Origin of the sequence: Pseudomonas fluorescens (assembly GCF_900215245.1) — a bacterium.
Classification (GTDB): domain Bacteria; phylum Pseudomonadota; class Gammaproteobacteria; order Pseudomonadales; family Pseudomonadaceae; genus Aquipseudomonas; species Aquipseudomonas fluorescens.
Map to the genome: position 1 here is coordinate 1,076,209 of NZ_LT907842.1, position 15,283 is coordinate 1,091,491.

Genomic DNA, 15,283 nt, shown 5'->3' on the forward strand with positions numbered 1-15,283 from the left:
GGTTCTTGTCCTTCCTTAAACCAAGTCAGAAGTTCACGCCGAAGCTGAGGGCGACAAAGTCGCGGTCGGTGAGGGTGTTGTAGTCACCGCCAAAAAAGTCGGTGTAGCTCAGGCTGGCGGTGTAGGTGTTGCGGTAGTCCGCATCCACGCCGACGCTGATCGCCTTGGCGCCTTCATTGAACAGGCCGTTGGGGCCATAGCCACTGACGTCCTGGGACCAGGACAGGTTGGGCTTGAGGTTCACCCCGGCAAACACGTTGTTGTAGTCAAGGATTGCCCGGGCGCGATACCCCCAGGAGTTGGCCGTGACGAAACCATCGGTGTCGCCGCCGAAACCGTAGGCGCCGTACACCGAATCACGGCCGTAGCGCAGTTTGCTTTTGGCCTCCAGCCCGCCGACGTGCACAAACGCCGCCTCGCCCACCAGGGTCAGGCGTTCGGCGCCGAGTACCTGGTCGAAGAACTGGGTCATGGTGCTCTGGATCTGAGTGATTTCCTTGCGCCGGTAGCCGGAGTTATCCGAGCCGAACGAACTGCGGATCGGCGAGGCGGTTTGGCCGGCAATCGGGTTGACTAGCGCCAGGGTCAAGTCGGTGGTGTTGAGTTGCACCGGAGCATTCGGGCGGTAGCTGATTTCGCCGGTCCAGGCCGTGCCGGTAGGCAAGGTGGTGGAGAAACTCGCGCCGTACAGGCGAATGTCTTCCGGGTAATCGAGGTAATACTGGCCACGGCCGAGCATCGTGCTCTGGGCCAGGCCCGAGCCGCTGCCGGGTGCGATGGCGTTGGCGGTCGCCGCGATACGCCCGATGGTGGCCAGGTTGGTGTTGGCGGTGATCGTGCCCACAGTAGGCGTGCGGCTGTGGTAATTCATGAAGTACAGGCCGTACTCGGTGTCATCGCCGAGCCAGCGCAACGCCGCGCCGAACTGGCCGCCATCGCGGGCTTCACGGTCCGAAGCACGTTGCACGACCACGCCTTCGCGCGTCACCTGGAAGCCTTGGCCGAACGCTGCGGCCACCGGTTGCAACGGCGCAATCGCCGGGCTGCCGACGGTGTAGTTGCCATTGCAGCCGTGGGCCACCACGTCGTTACCGAAGAATGTGCCGCAGTTATCCACCACGGTGTTTTCCCAGTTCAGCTGGTAGAAACCTTCCACCGACAGCTGGTTGGTGAGGCTCTGGGAGGCGAACAGCATGTTCACCGGAATCAGGCCCTCCTTGATCTCGGCACCCGGACGACGGAAAGCCGACACGTCGATCGGGTTGATGCTGTTGATCGAGTTACCGATAAACGTACTCTCGCCCCAGCTCACCACCTGCTTGCCGACACGCACGTTGCCCGGCAAGTCGCCGATGGAATAGTTGTGATAGACGAACGCATCCAGCAGCTCGTAGCCCGAAGAGCGCGCGCCCTCGTCGCGATGGTTGTTGCTGATTTGCTTGAATTCGCGGTTTTCGTCCTGCAGTTCGAAGTCGTACCAGTATTTGCCGCGCACAAACACGCCGCTGTCGCCGTACTTGAGCTCCAGGTCGTGAATGCCCTTGAAAATCTTGGAGAAGGTTTCGCCCTTCTTGAAGTTCAGCCGCCCGTCATCCCCGGTAGACGCCTGCCCCGTTCCGCCATTGGGAATCCCCACCAGCTTTTTGTCGGCATCGCGCATGCCCCAACTGGCGCCGACCGACAGCGAGGAATCGAATTGCCCTTCGATTTCGCCAATGTTGAACGAAACAGCCTGTGCCTGGGCGCAGCAGCCCAACGCAACCGCAGTGGCCAGCGCCTGTGGCGTGAAGATGGCGCGCATTGTTGTTTTTGTCATGCGTCTTCCCCGGTGAGTGACAGAAGGCCCCACCCTACTGCCGCTCGTCAGGAGCGATAAGCGCACCAAAGGGGTATTCGCACTGTCGCTCGAAAGGATTAGCAGGGGCTCTGGCCGGGGTTTGGGCAGGGCTATGGATCAGGTGGATGGCGGGTTATCAGGAGGATGGATGGCCCGCCTGGAGACTGTTGCAGATTGAGTAACAGTCCTTGTCATGAAGCGCTATTACTCATTTTGTTACAACCAACTATTCTTACCGGGCTTTCAGGGCAAACCGCCCGCTTCCAGCTTCGGGAGTAAAGTCGAAATTCAACGGATTGGCTAATGTATTCAATCTGTTACCTGTGTTCACTGACGTTGATTTATCGCTCCTTGATCCAACGTCTTACTTCGGCCGCTGCTGTTGCAGCGGCCTTTTTTATGCGCAAAAAAACGGGGCGCACTGAGCGCCCCGAAAGATTAAACCGTGTTCAAGCAACGATCAGAGGCTGAACTTCTGCAAGTTGGCCATCATCTGCGTCAACGCCTCAATGGTGTCCTTGGGGTGAACAGCGCCCTCGAAGTCACAAATCTGCGCCCAGTGCGCCGCCACGTCATCCGGCGAGAACCCGGCTTGCGGGTCGAACCCCACGCCCAGGCTGCGCTCCCAACGGGTCTTGCCGATCCAGCCGCCGCCGACTTCGAACAGCCCAGAGGTTTCCTGGCACGCCTCGCTGCCCAAGTACACCACCAACGGGCTGACCAGTTCCGGCTTGAGGCGTTCGAATACTTGCGGCGGGATCAGGCCTTCGGTCATGCGCGTGCCGCCGGTGGGGGCAATGGCATTGACCAGTATGTTGTTCTTGCGCCCTTCCAGCGCGAGGGTGCGAGTCAAGCCATACAGGCCAAGCTTGGCCATGCCGTAGTTGGACTGGCCGAAGTTGCCGTAGATGCCCGAGGTGGACGCGGTGAAGATCACCCGGCCATAACCCTGCTCGCGCATATGCGGCCAGGCGGCGCGGGTGACTTTGTAGGCGCCTTCGACATGCACCCGGTAAACCAGGTCCCAGTCACTGTCGTCCATTTTGTGGAAGGTCTTGTCGCGCAGGATGCCGGCATTGTTGACCACGACGTCAACGCGACCGAAGACGTCGAGCGCGTTCTGGACAATTTTGTCGCCGTCGGTAACAGAGTCATGGTTGGCCTCGGCAATGCCACCCGCCTCGCGAATTTCATTCACCACCCGGTCGGCGGCAGAGGCACTGGCGCCTTCGCCCTGGGTTGAACCGCCGAGGTCGTTGACCAGCACTTTGGCCCCGTGCCTGGCGAACAGCAGCGCATGGGCCCGGCCCAACCCGCCGCCGGCACCGGTGACGACCACGACCTTATCCTGGAACTGCACTGACTCACTCATAACGAACTCCGCTGGCGACAATGGGAATGGGGTGAGTGTCAGGCACGCAGCCGTTGGTCACAATAAAGGCAGCCGAGGCTGAATGGTGCTCGATAAGGCAGCGGGATGATTCCCCCACAGCAGCAGGCCGCTCAGGAATAAGCGACACACGACGCCGGCTGGCCCATTCGCTCGCGAAACTCGAGGTAATGCTTGAGCACCAACACGGGTGCCTCAATCTGCGGATAGTGGCCGATATTGGCCAGCAAAACGCTGTCGGCGTTGGGCACCAACTGATGATAACGCTCCACCATATGGGCACCGGAGATCGGATCGACTTCGCCATCGATCACCCGCATCGGCACGCCGTCGCGTTGCATTGCCGCCACCCAGCGCTCACGCAGACGGCGGCGCTGGGGAATATACGCGATCAGTTTGTGCAGGATGCGTGGGCCGTCATTGCAGCTGATCAGGCTCCAGAAATCATCCAGGGCACTTTCACTGGGTCGCGTATTCGGGCCAAAGATCTGACCGAAGCTATCCGACAGGGCATTGCGCCCGAAGGCGCGGCCGATCATCCAGCCGATCGGGCTGAGCAACAGCTTCTGCACCAGGGCCGGGCGGTGGGTTTCCGGAAACAGCCCGCCGTTGAGGAACACACAGCTGGCCATCGCAAAGCGACCTTCGTAATGACGAGCCAGTAATTCCTGGGCGACGCTGTCGCCGTAATCATGGGCCAACACATGCACCGGCTGCTCCACGCGCAGGAAGTCGAGGAGCGCCTGTTGCAGGTCGGCCTGCGCCAACAGGCAATACTCGTGATCCAGCGGTTTGGCCGAATCGCCAAACCCAAGCATGTCGCACGCAATCACCAGGTTGCGCTGGGCCAGGGGCTGCCACAGGTAATGCCAGTCCCAACTGGCGGTGGGGAAACCATGAATCAACAGCAACGGCTCGCCCTGCCCGGCCACCCAGTAACGGACCGTGTGGCCACGAAACACGAAAGTCTGGGCACGCTTGCGCCAGGCTCTGAGCGGGATTTCGGCGAGAGGCATCAGCTTTTATACCCGGGATCTTGCACGTCCAATTTACGCAACAGCGCCGGCCACGCCAGTGCACCTCCCATACCGTGGGCGCTCTTTGTGACAGCTGCCACCATCGCCTTGGCGCCCGCCAAAATCTGCGGCTCGATCGCGATCAATTCGGCGCCACCGTTTTGCGCCAATACCTGGATATCGCAGGCGCGCTGAAACGTGAACATCATCAGGAAGGTGTCGGCGATGGTGCCACCGCAGGTCAGCAAGCCGTGGTTGTGCAGCATCAGAAAATTGTTGTCGCCCAGGTCCGCCTGCAGGCGCGCCTTCTCTGCATGATTCAGCGCCACACCTTCGTACGCGTGATACGCCAGGCTGGACAAGACAAAGGTGGATTGCTGGCTGATCGGCAACACGCCCTGCTTCTGCGCGGACACCGCAACGCCGGCCGCCGTGTGGGTGTGCAAGACACAGACCACGTCGTGGCGGACTTCATGGATGGCACTGTGGATGGTGTAGCCCGCAGGGTTGATCTCGTAGGGGCTGTCCATCAGCTTGTTGCCCGCCTGGTCGACCTTGACCAGACTCGACGCGGTAATCTCGTGGAACATCAGCCCATAAGGGTTGATCAGGAAATCATGGGTGCCGGGCACCTTGGCGGAAATATGCGTGAAAATCAGATCGTCCCAACCCTGCATGGCCACCAGCCGATAGCAGGCCGCCAGGTCGACGCGGGTTTGCCATTCAGTAGCGCTGACCTGGTCTTTGACATTCTGTGACGATAGAACGGGGGCAAGGCTCACGGTAACGACCTCCTGGGTTCACGTTCTTATTGTTTTTTGAATGAAGGGCCAGTCTAGTCAGACGCCGTGGCGGAAGTAGTTGCCTTCGCAGCCAGCTTGATGACTGAGCGAGTCAGTCATGAGAATAGTCCAACTCGCGTCAGAGAAGCGCCGCCAATAAAGGCACAGCCAACAGGTTGAGCAACCCCGTCAAGACCATCACCAGCCCCGCGACCGAACCTTCTTCGCCGCCCACTTCGTGCGCGCGGCTGACGCCCGCGCCATGGGCGCCGATGCCAAACAATGCACCGCGCGCCAAAGGGGTGCGCAGCGGCAACCATTTAAGCAGCACGCCACCGAGCATAGCGCCGAACACGCCGGTAAACATCACAAATACGGCGGTGAGTTCCGGGACACCACCGAGGTCGGCGGAGACCGGCATGGCGAACGGCGTGGTGATTGAACGCGGTAACAAGGACAGGGTCACTGCGCTGTTCAACGCCAGTGCCTTGGCCAGCCCGAACGAGGTGCCGATGGAGGCCGCGCTGCCCGCCACCATCCCCAGCAGCAACGCTGACCAGTGGCGGGCCAGCAACCGGCGCTGTTGCCAGATCGGCACGGCAAACGCCACGGTGACCGGCCCCAGCACCAGCATCAACCAGTGCGTGTCGGTGGCGTATTCGGCGTAGGCAGTTTTCATCGGCACAGCCACCGCCAGCAGCAGCGCCGGCACCAGGATCAACGGTGAAAGCAGGTAACGTCCGCTGCGACGGTAGATCCAGCGGCTGAAAATATAGGCGCCCAGGGTCAGCGCGAGCCAGAACATCGGCATCAGTTCAAGCTTCACGGCGCAGGCTCCAGCGGCAGACCATTTCCACGGTGAACGCCGTCACCAGCATCACCGACAAGGTGCTTAAGCCAATCACCAACAGAATGCGCCAGCCGTCATGGCGCACCAGGCCACCGTAGTCGAGCAGGCTCATGAGGGCCGGGATAAAGAACAACAGCATTTCTGCCATCAACACCCCGGCCCCCAGTTGCAGAGCGGCCGGCTTGACCAGCCCACTGGCGAACGTCGCCAGCAACAGGCCAAGCCCCACGACGCCACCCGGGATGGGCCACGCGAACCAGGCCGACAGTTGAGTGCCCAGCAGGTAGATCGCCAGCAGTACGACCAATTCGCTCAGCAGGCGGCCAAGATGTTTGCAGGTAAAACGTTTCATGAGCTTTGGGTCCTCGCAGGCCGCCATTTTAAAGAGACAGCTCCCATCCCCACAGCGAATTGTTAGACTGCAAGCTATTCCAAACTGGAATCCCGATAATGGAATTCAAACAGCTGCGCAGCTTTGTCGAAGTGATCCACCGGGGCGGCTTTACCCAAGCCGGGAAAACCCTGCATATCAGCCAATCCGCCGTCAGCAAGCAGGTCGCGCAACTGGAGCAGAGCCTCGGTACGGCGCTGCTGGAGCGCACCGGCTCACACATCCGCCTGACAGCTGCCGGCACGGTGGTATTGCAACGTGCCGAGGCCATGCTGCGCCTGCACACCGAGCTGCTCAGTGAGCTTGATGATATGCAGCAACTGGCCCGTGGCGAGTTACGCCTGGGCTTACCGTTATTAGCAGGCGATTCTTTGTTTGCGGGGTTGTTCGCGGAATACCGCCGGCGTTATCCGAACGTCACCATCCAATTGCTGGAAGGTGGCAGCCGTACCATTGAGCAGGCGATTTTGAACGGCGAGTTGGACGTCGGCGGCAGCCTGATGCCCAGCGACCCGGCGTTTGCCTGGCAGGCCTTCTGCGATGAACCGCTGGATGCCTTACTGCCGATGGACCATCCGCTGGCCGACAACGCCCAAGTGCGCCTGGAAGAATTGGCGGACACGCCGTTCCTGATGTACCAGCGCAGCTTTGTACTCAATGACCGACTGATGCAGGCCTGCCAGCAATTGGGCTTCACCCCCAAGGAAATCGGGCGCAGCGGCCAGGCGGACTTTTTGGCGGCCCTGGTCGCGGCCGGCCAGGGCGTGGTGTTGCTGCCCAGCGTGGTCGCCCGCGGCCTGGTGCGGCCCGGCGTGGTACGCCTGACGCTCAAGGCGCCCGATTACCTGCGCTGGGACATTGCCTTTATCTGGCGTGAGGGCGCTTATCTGTCCAAAGCCGCCCAAGCCTGGCTGGCGTTGCTGCGCGAATTCCCGGTCAACCGCGCAGTGCAGTGACCAACTCGGCCAGCCAAGGCTCGGCGTCGGCCTCCGGGGTCACGCTTTCGCTGGCGTCCAGACGCAGCATCGGCAGCACTTCGCGCACGCCCAGCTCGCCGAACAGCTCGCGCATCTGCTCGCCGCCACCGCAGAACGTGTCGCCGTAACTGGCGTCGCCCAGGCCGATGACTGCACCGGGCAGACCACGCCAGGCGGCGGGCAGTTGGTCGCGAATCATCGAATACAGGGGTTGCAGGTTGTCGGGCAACTCACCCATGCCGGTGGTCGAGGTCACCGCCAGAAAGGCTTCAGGAGCAAAGGCCTGCACGTCGGCCAAGCTGGCGCGAGGGTTGTGCCAGGCGTCAAAACCGGCCTTTTTGAGGATGGCTTCGGCGTGGCGGGCAACTTCTTCAGCCGTGCCGTAGACCGAGCCGGAAAGGATGGCGACTTTCATCAATCTGATCCTGTAGTTGAGCGAAAGCGTGGGATATTAGCAGCTGGCGCAAATATTTCAGTGCGCACCGTGCAACATTCAAGACTTGCCATAAACTCCAAGCTTTAAAAACCAGCCATGGACCGCTCAATGATTAACGCCAAGCTGCTGCAGATGGTCGTCAATGCTTCCAATGACGGTATTGTCGTCGCCGAACGAGAAGGCAAAGACAAACCACTGATCTACGTTAACCCGGCGTTCGAGCGCCTGACGGGGTATGCCCTGGACGACATCCTTTATCAGGATTGCCGCTTCCTGCAGTCGGGTGACCGCGACCAGCCAGCGCTGATCGCCATTCGCGAAGCGCTCGACAGCGGTGGGGCCTGCCGGGAAATCCTGCGCAACTACCGCAAGGACGGCACGCATTTCTGGAATGAGCTGTCGCTGTCGACGGTTTATAACGAGGCCGACAAGCAGACGTATTTCGTCGGCGTGCAAAAAGACGTCACTGCCCAGGTCAAAGCGCAACAACGCGTCGCGCAGTTGGAGGCGCAAGTGGCCGAGCTTAAAGCGCAGTTGGCGGCCCTGGAAACGACGAGCGGAAATAACAAATTGTAGTAAATGAGGCCGTTAGAGGGATAATGGCTTTTTAGTACCTCATCCTTGAGCTACATCAATGCACCGCGACGCTCTCTTGACGCAGGACGAACTGGATTTTATCCAGGACATGCAGCACAACCCGCAGCTCAACGTGCGGGACGCATGGTCGAGCCTGACCGTCAACGGCGGTGCACAGATTCGCGATTTGCTCACGCGGCTGGCCGCTCACGACCACGTCACCATCCAAGCGCAGTTCGACAACCAGCAACTCACCTTCCCCTTGCACCTGGTGGAAGATGAGTTTCATGCGGTTCACTTGCGCTTGGGGGTACCGAGCATTTTTGAAGACGGCCCGATGATCCGCCCGTGGCGCCTGGCGCTTGAGACACCGGTGGCGCTGGAGAACGTCAAGGGTAACCCCGCCGCCCTGTGGGTGCATGAGGTGTCATTCAAAGGCGTGTTGGTGGAGATTCGCGGCCGGGTCAAACCGCCGAAAACCTTTTCCCTGTGGTTCAGCCCGTCCGGTTACGAGCGTATTGCGTTGCGCGGCACCCTGGAGCGGGAAACCGCCCGAGGGTTGTTCGCCTACCGCTTGAGCCAGAGCGATGCGGAGGAAATCGAACGCCTGCGCCAGTTCATCCTGCACCAGCATCGACTGGTCCACCCGCATGTGCACGCCTGATATCAGGTATCCAGCGCGCCGCTGAGGAACTGCTGCAGTCGCCGCCGCATCAAGCTGCCCTCACTGCCCAGGCAGCCGACGGAGGAGCCCACCAAATCCTTCTCGGCCAAGTCCGAGGCGATACCGGCAAAGAACAGCGGGCAATCCAGGGTCAACGCCAACCGACTCAAGCGCCCCGGCAGGCCCTGGTTGTGTGAATGGTTGGAGAAAATAATCAGCGCCTGGGGATGCATCCGTTCACACACCAGTGTCAACTCTTCAAAGGGCTGGCCCATGCCGAGCACCTTCACCGCCAGGTCATCGCCACTCATCAGCAACGCCGCGACCAGCAACTCCAATTTACGACACTCGCCAGGTATGGCTGTCAGTAATACCCGTGGCGCGGTTGAGGCACTCGCAGACTGCAGGCGCAGGAAGGCCTGTATGCGCAGAAAGGTGTCGTAAAACAGCCATTCGCTGGCTTGGCCGAAACGGCCTTGGTGGCGCAGCAGGTCATACCACAGCGGCATCAGGATATTCTGGAACGCGACGCCGAGCGGGTAGGTCGCAAGAATCTGACCGTACAGGCTCTCCAACTGACGATCGTCAAAGGCACTGACGGCTTGCACCAGTCTCGCCCGCCACTGCAGCCATTCGCTCTCCTCGCACGTATCGCGCTCAGCGCGCACGGCACTGGCCTGCTGATCATCGCGCGCAAGAATTTTGCCGACCTTGCTCACCGCCACACCCCGCTCAATCCAATCGAGAATGCGTTTGACGGTCTCAATATCAGCGCTGGAGTAGAGGCGGTGCCCACTTTCGGTGCGCGTGGGCTGGATCAGGCCATAACGACGCTCCCAGGCACGCAACGTGACGGGGTTAACACCTGTCAATCTCGAGACTTCACGAATCGGAAACAATGCCATCGAATCAGCAAGGTTTTCAGCGGCAACTTCGCGAGTAGGCGCAGTAATTTCAGGCATCTGGGGTCAAAAACGTCCGTGTGAATGTGGATCCCATTTAACGCCTGAACACTTGTCCTTTTCAAGGCCCGGCTCTTTAGACCAATGTCACTGGCGTAATTTTTCAAAACAGGAATAATCCTTGCCTGTTTTTCAGGTGGTGGCCCAACCCGGCCGCCATCTTTGCGCATTACCTACCCGGTTCAGCGCACCTGATATTTGGAGATACACAATGTCTACCTCACCCGTCACCCTGATGGTTGCGCGCCGCGTCGCCAAAGGTCGCTATGAAGAACTGATGGCCTGGCTGCGCGAAGGCGAGCAATTGGCCACCGACTTCCCCGGTTATCTGGGCTCCGGTGTACTTGCTCCGCCGCCCAACGATGATGAATTTCAGATCATCTTCCGCTTCGCCGACGAGAAAACCCTGCACGCCTGGGAATTCTCCGCGTCGCGCGGCGCCTGGCTGAGCCGTGGCAGCGAACTGTTTGCCGACCCGTCCGAGCATCGCGTCAGTGGCATTGATGGCTGGTTCGGTGCCGTGGGTGCGCGACCACCGCGCTGGAAACAGGCCGTGGCGATCTGGCTGGCATTTTTCCCGGTGTCGCTGCTGTTCAACGTTGGCCTGGGGCCGTTGCTCAGCGAGCTTGACCTGTTCAGCCGCGTTTTGGTCAGCACGCTCGCACTCACGCCATTGATGGTTTACTTCTTTATTCCACTGTCGACACACCTGCTGGCGAGCTGGTTGCACCCCGCGCCGCCGCGAAAGGTCACCGAAGCTGCTGCGTGAGTACAGGGGTGGCCGGTCGCTGGTATAGTTTCAATCTGCCAGCGACTTGAGCCCCCCATGACTGCAACGAACGCCCCGATCCTGATTACCGGCGCCGGCCAGCGTGTCGGCCTGCATTGCGCCGAACGCCTGCTGGACGAGGGCCATTCGGTGATTTTCAGCTACCGCAGCGAACGCCCCGGCGTTGCGGCCTTGCGCGAACGCGGCGCGCTCGGCGTGTTTGCGGATTTTTCCAGTGAAGCCGGGATCCTGGCCTTCATCGCAGCCCTTAAAACCCACACCGACAGCCTGCGCGCGATCATCCACAACGCTTCGGCGTGGGTCGCAGAAACGCCAGGCGACGAAAGCCACGCCTTTACCGACATGTTCAGCGTGCACATGCTTGCGCCGTACTTGATCAACCTGCATTGTTCACCTTTGCTGCAACGCTCGTCACCCGCCGATATCGTGCATATCAGCGATGACGTGGTGCGCAAGGGCAGCCGCCAGCACATCGCCTATTGCGCCACCAAGGCCGGCCTGGACAGCCTCACGCTGTCATTTGCCGCGCAGTTCGCGCCAACGATCAAGGTCAACGGTATCGCCCCGGCGATGGTGATGTTCAATGAGGGCGATGACGCGGCCTACCGCGCCAAGGTGCTGGCCAAATCGGCACTGGGCATCGAACCCGGGCCGGAGGTGATCTACCAGAGCGTGCGTTACCTGCTGGACAACCCCTATGTCACCGGTACCACCCTGACCGTCAACGGCGGGCGGCATATCAAGTAAGCCGTTTGTGAGGATGTTGTATGACCTTGTCCCTGCCCCAACACTACCGCGAGATCCTCAAAGGCCTGGGCGAAGACCCGGAACGCGAAGGCTTGCTCGACACCCCCAAGCGCGCTGCCAAGGCCATGCAGTACCTGTGTCATGGCTACGAGCAGAACCTGGACGAAATCGTCAACGGCGCGCTGTTCGCGTCCGACAATGACGAGATGGTGATTCTCAAGGATATCGAGCTGTATTCACTCTGCGAGCACCACTTACTGCCCTTTATCGGCAAGGCGCATGTCGCCTATATTCCGACTGGCAAGGTGCTCGGCCTGTCGAAACTGGCGCGCATTGTCGACATGTACGCGCGGCGCCTGCAAATCCAGGAAAACCTCACGCGGCAAATCGCCGACGCCATCCAGCAGGTGACCCAGGCCGCCGGCGTGGCCGTGGTGATCGAAGCCAAGCATATGTGCATGATGATGCGCGGCGTGGAAAAACAGAATTCAACCATGAACACTTCGGTGATGCTCGGCGCTTTCCGCGAGTCGAACACCACGCGCATGGAGTTCCTGCAACTGATTGGACGGAGCAAGTAGCAATGCCACAACTTCAACCAGGCATGGCGCGCATCCGGGTCAAAGACCTGTGCCTGCGCACCTTTATCGGCATCAACGAGGATGAGATCCTCAACAAGCAGGACGTGCTGATCAACCTGACCATCCTGTATGCCGCTCAGGAAGCCGTGCGCGACAACGATATCGACCACGCGCTGAATTATCGCACCATCACCAAGGCCATTATCGCCCACGTGGAAGGTAACCGCTTCGCCCTGCTGGAGCGCCTGACCCAAGAGCTGCTGGACCTGGTGATGAGCAACGAATCGGTGCTCTACGCCGAAGTCGAAGTGGACAAGCCCCACGCGCTGCGCTTTGCCGAGTCGGTATCGATTACCCTGGCAGCCAGCCGCTAACCCCTGGATCAGCAGTGAGCCCTATGAACGACCAACAACGCCTCGAACTCGAAGCTGCCGCCTTCCGCCGGTTGGTAGCGCACCTGGACAGCCGCAAGGATGTGCAGAACATCGACCTGATGAACCTCTCGGGTTTCTGCCGCAACTGCTTGTCCAAGTGGTACAAGGCCGAGGCCGATGAGCGCCACATCGAGCTGAGCCTCGATGACGCCCGTGAAGTGGTGTACGGCATGCCGTACGCCGAGTGGAAAGCCCAATACCAGAAAGAAGCCAGCGCCGACCAACACGCGGCGTTTGCCAAAGGAAAACCCCATGACTGATTTGAACACCCTGCGCGCCAGCCTCAACAGCGGCGAACACCTGTTTGCCGACACGCTGGCCTTTATCGCTGCCGGTTACGACTACCAGCCGCAAGCTTTCACCAACGGCAGCGTGGAAAACGCCGCCGGTCAAAACGAAGGCTCGTGCAAGACCCTGGGGCTGGCGCTGCTGGAAGGCTTGAGCGATCAGCAAGCGCTGCTGGCCTTTGGTGAGCATTACCGTTCCGTGCTGGCGACGCCTGAGGGCAGTGATCACAGCAATATTCGCGCATTGATTGCGCATGGTTTGGCCGGTGTGAAATTTGCTGCGCAGCCACTGACCCGCAAGTTCTGAGTCAAACACAACTCAAAATGTGGGAGCGGGCTTGCTCGCGAAGGCGGTGGATCAGTTGATACATGTGTTGCCTGACACACCGCTTTCGCGAGCAAGCCCGCTCCCACATTCGATCTGTGTAGGTCATCAAATCCTGTGCATAAAAAAACCGGCCTTTTGGCCGGTTTTTTATTTCAATGGGTTTAGAACGCAGCGTCCTTCAAACCGTCGAGGTAACGCTCGGCATCCAGAGCCGCCATGCAACCGGCGCCGGCCGAGGTGATGGCCTGACGGTAGACGTGGTCAGCCACGTCACCGGCAGCAAAGATACCTTCGATGTTGGTGGCGGTGGCGTTGCCTTCACGGCCGCCCTGCACAACCAGGTAACCGTCTTTGGCTTCCAGCACGCCTTCGAACAGCGACGTGTTCGGGGTGTGGCCGATGGCGATGAACACGCCGTCGACTTTCAACTCGTCGAAGCTGCCGTCGTTGTTTTTCAGGCGAGCACCGGTCACGCCCATGTTGTCGCCCAGGACTTCATCCAGGGTGGCGTTGAGCTTGAGGATGATCTTGCCTTCAGCAACACGGGCGTGCAGCTTGTCGATCAGGATCTTCTCGGCGCGGAAGGTTTCACGGCGGTGAACCAGGGTCACGGTGCTGGCGATGTTGGCCAGGTACAGTGCCTCTTCCACAGCAGTGTTACCGCCACCGACCACGGCGACCGGCTTGTTGCGATAGAAGAAACCGTCGCAGGTCGCGCAGGCCGAAACGCCCTTGCCCATGAACGCTTCTTCGGAAGGCAGGCCCAGGTAGCGGGCGCTGGCGCCGGTGGCGATGATCAGCGCGTCACAGGTGTAGACGCCGCTGTCGCCGGTCAGGCTGTAAGGCTTCTTGGAGAAATCGACTTTATTGATGTGGTCAAAAACGATCTCGGTTTCAAAGCGCTCGGCGTGTTCTTTCATACGCTCCATCAGCACCGGGCCGGTCAGACCGTGGACGTCGCCCGGCCAGTTGTCGACTTCAGTGGTGGTGGTCAACTGACCGCCCGCCTGCATGCCGGTGATCAGCAGCGGCTTGAGGTTGGCCCGGGCAGCGTAGACGGCAGCGCTGTAACCGGCAGGGCCGGAACCGAGAATAATCACTCGCGAATGACGGGTATCAGACATGACTCACTCCTATCGACCACCCGGAAAACAAGGCGGCTGGAATAAAAAAGGACCGCGAAGCACTTGGGGAAGGCTTGAACTCGCAGGTCCTGAAAAATAATGGGTGCAGCGTATCGAGGGGGGCAAGATTAAGGAAATACGGAATAACAATCCAGCTCATAGGCGGTCTCTATGCAGTCGGCTCGGTTAATCGACACCTTTGTTACCTTTGATGTCGTCAAACCGACCGTGCTTTCGCGTTGATTGCAAAGCCGGTAAGGTCGGCCCGTTCGTCTTCCTGCTCGGAGTTCTCCATGCCTGCCCCTGCTCTTTCCGGCCCGCAATACCTGCGTGAAGGCCTCAAACTGGTGTTGAGCCCTGGCCTGCGTCTATTTGTACTGCTGCCATTGGCGATCAACCTGGTGCTGTTCGTCGGTTTGATCTATTTCGCCGGCCATCAGTTCAGCCTGTGGGTCGACACTTTGATGCCGACGCTGCCTGGCTGGCTGAGCTTCCTCAGCTACATCTTGTGGCCGCTGTTCGTCGTGCTGGTGGTGTTGATGGTGTTTTTCACCTTCACCATGCTCGCCAATATCATCGCGGCACCGTTCAACGGTTTTCTTGCCGAGAAGGTTGAGGTGGTAGTGCGCGGCACCGATGACTTCCCGCCCTTCAGTTGGGGTGAGCTGGTCGCCATGGTCCCGCGCACCCTCGCGCGGGAAATGCGCAAGCTGGGTTACTTCCTGCCCAGGGCCATCGGCCTGTTTATCCTGTCGTTCATTCCGGTGGTCAACCTGATCGCCGCACCGCTGTGGCTGCTGTTTGGCGTGTGGATGATGGCTATCCAGTACATCGACTACCCGGCGGATAACCACAAGCTGGGCTGGAACGAGATGCTCGCCTGGCTGCGCCAGAAACGCTGGCAGAGCATGAGCTTCGGCGGCATCGTCTACCTGGTGCTGCTGGTGCCGGTGGTGAACCTGCTGATGATGCCGGCGGCAGTGGCCGGGGCCACGCTGTTCTGGGTGCGCGAGCAAGGTGCCGAGGCGACGGCCCGGCAAAATGTGGCCACGTCATAAATCCATCATCCCAGTGACACAATGACGACATGGCCCACAGTGACACTGTGGGC

19 protein-coding genes are annotated in these 15,283 nt (G+C 60.1%); 10 read left to right on the forward strand and 9 right to left on the reverse strand.

Going from position 1 to position 15,283, the window contains the following annotated elements; all coding sequences use genetic code 11:
- Nucleotides 1-25 precede the first annotated feature (25 nt).
- The 6 genes from CPH89_RS05055 to CPH89_RS05080 all read right to left on the reverse strand — a co-directional run bounded on the left by CPH89_RS05055 (nt 26) and on the right by CPH89_RS05080 (nt 6,227).
- Nucleotides 26-1,816 (reverse strand): DUF1302 domain-containing protein, encoded by a 1,791-nt coding sequence (locus tag CPH89_RS05055; RefSeq protein WP_053257924.1) that lies wholly within the window; start codon nt 1,814-1,816, stop codon nt 26-28.
- A 481-nt stretch (nt 1,817-2,297) separates the two neighbouring features.
- Entirely contained in the window at nt 2,298-3,209 is a 912-nt protein-coding gene (locus CPH89_RS05060; RefSeq protein ID WP_053257925.1) for an SDR family oxidoreductase, read from the reverse strand.
- 131 nt (nt 3,210-3,340) lie between these two features.
- Complete coding sequence (locus tag CPH89_RS05065; RefSeq protein ID WP_053257926.1) at nt 3,341-4,243, reverse strand: alpha/beta fold hydrolase; 903 nt, start codon at nt 4,241-4,243, stop codon at nt 3,341-3,343.
- Nucleotides 4,243-5,025: a class II aldolase/adducin family protein gene (locus CPH89_RS05070; RefSeq protein ID WP_053257927.1), complete on the reverse strand. Its 783-nt coding sequence runs from the start codon at nt 5,023-5,025 to the stop codon at nt 4,243-4,245. Before CPH89_RS05070 ends, CPH89_RS05065 begins: the two co-directional genes overlap by 1 nt.
- Before the next feature lie 139 nt (nt 5,026-5,164).
- Nucleotides 5,165-5,851, reverse strand: coding sequence for an LrgB family protein (locus CPH89_RS05075; RefSeq protein WP_053257928.1), 687 nt, complete (start codon nt 5,849-5,851; stop codon nt 5,165-5,167).
- On the reverse strand, nt 5,841-6,227 hold the full coding sequence (locus CPH89_RS05080; RefSeq protein ID WP_053257929.1) for a CidA/LrgA family protein: 387 nt from the start codon (nt 6,225-6,227) through the stop codon (nt 5,841-5,843). The genes CPH89_RS05075 and CPH89_RS05080 overlap by 11 nt, the downstream gene beginning before the upstream one ends.
- Nucleotides 6,228-6,325: 98 nt before the next feature.
- Between CPH89_RS05080 and CPH89_RS05085 the strand changes: the two genes are divergently transcribed.
- The gene (locus CPH89_RS05085) at nt 6,326-7,222 is read left to right on the forward strand and encodes a LysR family transcriptional regulator (RefSeq protein ID WP_053257930.1); all 897 of its coding nucleotides are present in this window, start codon (nt 6,326-6,328) and stop codon (nt 7,220-7,222) included.
- On the opposite strand, the gene CPH89_RS05090 is transcribed toward CPH89_RS05085, so the two are convergent.
- The gene (locus tag CPH89_RS05090; protein ID WP_053257931.1) at nt 7,203-7,658 is read right to left on the reverse strand and encodes a flavodoxin; all 456 of its coding nucleotides are present in this window, start codon (nt 7,656-7,658) and stop codon (nt 7,203-7,205) included. The two genes, CPH89_RS05085 and CPH89_RS05090, sit on opposite strands and share 20 nt — an antisense overlap.
- Before the next feature lie 129 nt (nt 7,659-7,787).
- Between CPH89_RS05090 and CPH89_RS05095 the strand changes: the two genes are divergently transcribed.
- Together CPH89_RS05095 and CPH89_RS05100 are read left to right on the forward strand one after the other, a co-directional pair.
- Complete coding sequence (locus CPH89_RS05095; RefSeq protein ID WP_053257932.1) at nt 7,788-8,255, forward strand: PAS domain-containing protein; 468 nt, start codon at nt 7,788-7,790, stop codon at nt 8,253-8,255.
- Nucleotides 8,256-8,313: 58 nt separating this feature from the next.
- Entirely contained in the window at nt 8,314-8,919 is a 606-nt protein-coding gene (locus CPH89_RS05100) for a hypothetical protein (protein ID WP_053257933.1), read from the forward strand.
- Between the two features lie 2 nt (nt 8,920-8,921).
- On the opposite strand, the gene CPH89_RS05105 is transcribed toward CPH89_RS05100, so the two are convergent.
- Nucleotides 8,922-9,881 (reverse strand): MerR family transcriptional regulator, encoded by a 960-nt coding sequence (locus CPH89_RS05105; protein ID WP_053257934.1) that lies wholly within the window; start codon nt 9,879-9,881, stop codon nt 8,922-8,924.
- Nucleotides 9,882-10,092: 211 nt separating this feature from the next.
- On the opposite strand from CPH89_RS05105, the gene CPH89_RS05110 reads away from it, so the two are divergent.
- From CPH89_RS05110 to CPH89_RS05135, 6 genes are read left to right on the forward strand one after another with little or no spacing between them, the layout of a single operon-like run.
- A complete protein-coding gene (locus CPH89_RS05110; protein ID WP_053257935.1) occupies nt 10,093-10,650 on the forward strand; it encodes a putative antibiotic biosynthesis monooxygenase in 558 nt (185 codons plus the stop codon).
- A 57-nt stretch (nt 10,651-10,707) separates the two neighbouring features.
- Nucleotides 10,708-11,418 carry a dihydromonapterin reductase gene (gene folM, locus CPH89_RS05115; RefSeq protein WP_053257936.1) on the forward strand — a complete coding sequence of 237 codons (711 nt, stop codon included), beginning with the start codon at nt 10,708-10,710 and terminating at the stop codon, nt 11,416-11,418.
- Between the two features lie 20 nt (nt 11,419-11,438).
- Nucleotides 11,439-11,999, forward strand: a complete 561-nt coding sequence (gene folE, locus CPH89_RS05120) for a GTP cyclohydrolase I FolE (RefSeq protein ID WP_053257937.1) — start codon at nt 11,439-11,441, stop codon at nt 11,997-11,999.
- Between the two features lie 2 nt (nt 12,000-12,001).
- The gene (gene folX / locus CPH89_RS05125) at nt 12,002-12,373 is read left to right on the forward strand and encodes a dihydroneopterin triphosphate 2'-epimerase (protein ID WP_003194073.1); all 372 of its coding nucleotides are present in this window, start codon (nt 12,002-12,004) and stop codon (nt 12,371-12,373) included.
- A 23-nt stretch (nt 12,374-12,396) separates the two neighbouring features.
- The gene (locus CPH89_RS05130; RefSeq protein ID WP_053257938.1) at nt 12,397-12,693 is read left to right on the forward strand and encodes a DUF1244 domain-containing protein; all 297 of its coding nucleotides are present in this window, start codon (nt 12,397-12,399) and stop codon (nt 12,691-12,693) included.
- A complete protein-coding gene (locus CPH89_RS05135; RefSeq protein ID WP_053257939.1) occupies nt 12,686-13,027 on the forward strand; it encodes a HopJ type III effector protein in 342 nt (113 codons plus the stop codon). Before CPH89_RS05130 ends, CPH89_RS05135 begins: the two co-directional genes overlap by 8 nt.
- 182 nt (nt 13,028-13,209) lie before the next feature.
- Here the strand turns inward: CPH89_RS05135 and trxB are convergent, their stop codons facing one another.
- A complete protein-coding gene (trxB, locus tag CPH89_RS05140; protein WP_025858049.1) occupies nt 13,210-14,172 on the reverse strand; it encodes a thioredoxin-disulfide reductase in 963 nt (320 codons plus the stop codon).
- Between the two features lie 293 nt (nt 14,173-14,465).
- On the opposite strand from trxB, the gene cysZ reads away from it, so the two are divergent.
- Nucleotides 14,466-15,230, forward strand: coding sequence for a sulfate transporter CysZ (cysZ, locus tag CPH89_RS05150; protein ID WP_053257940.1), 765 nt, complete (start codon nt 14,466-14,468; stop codon nt 15,228-15,230).
- Nucleotides 15,231-15,283: the final 53 nt, after the last annotated feature.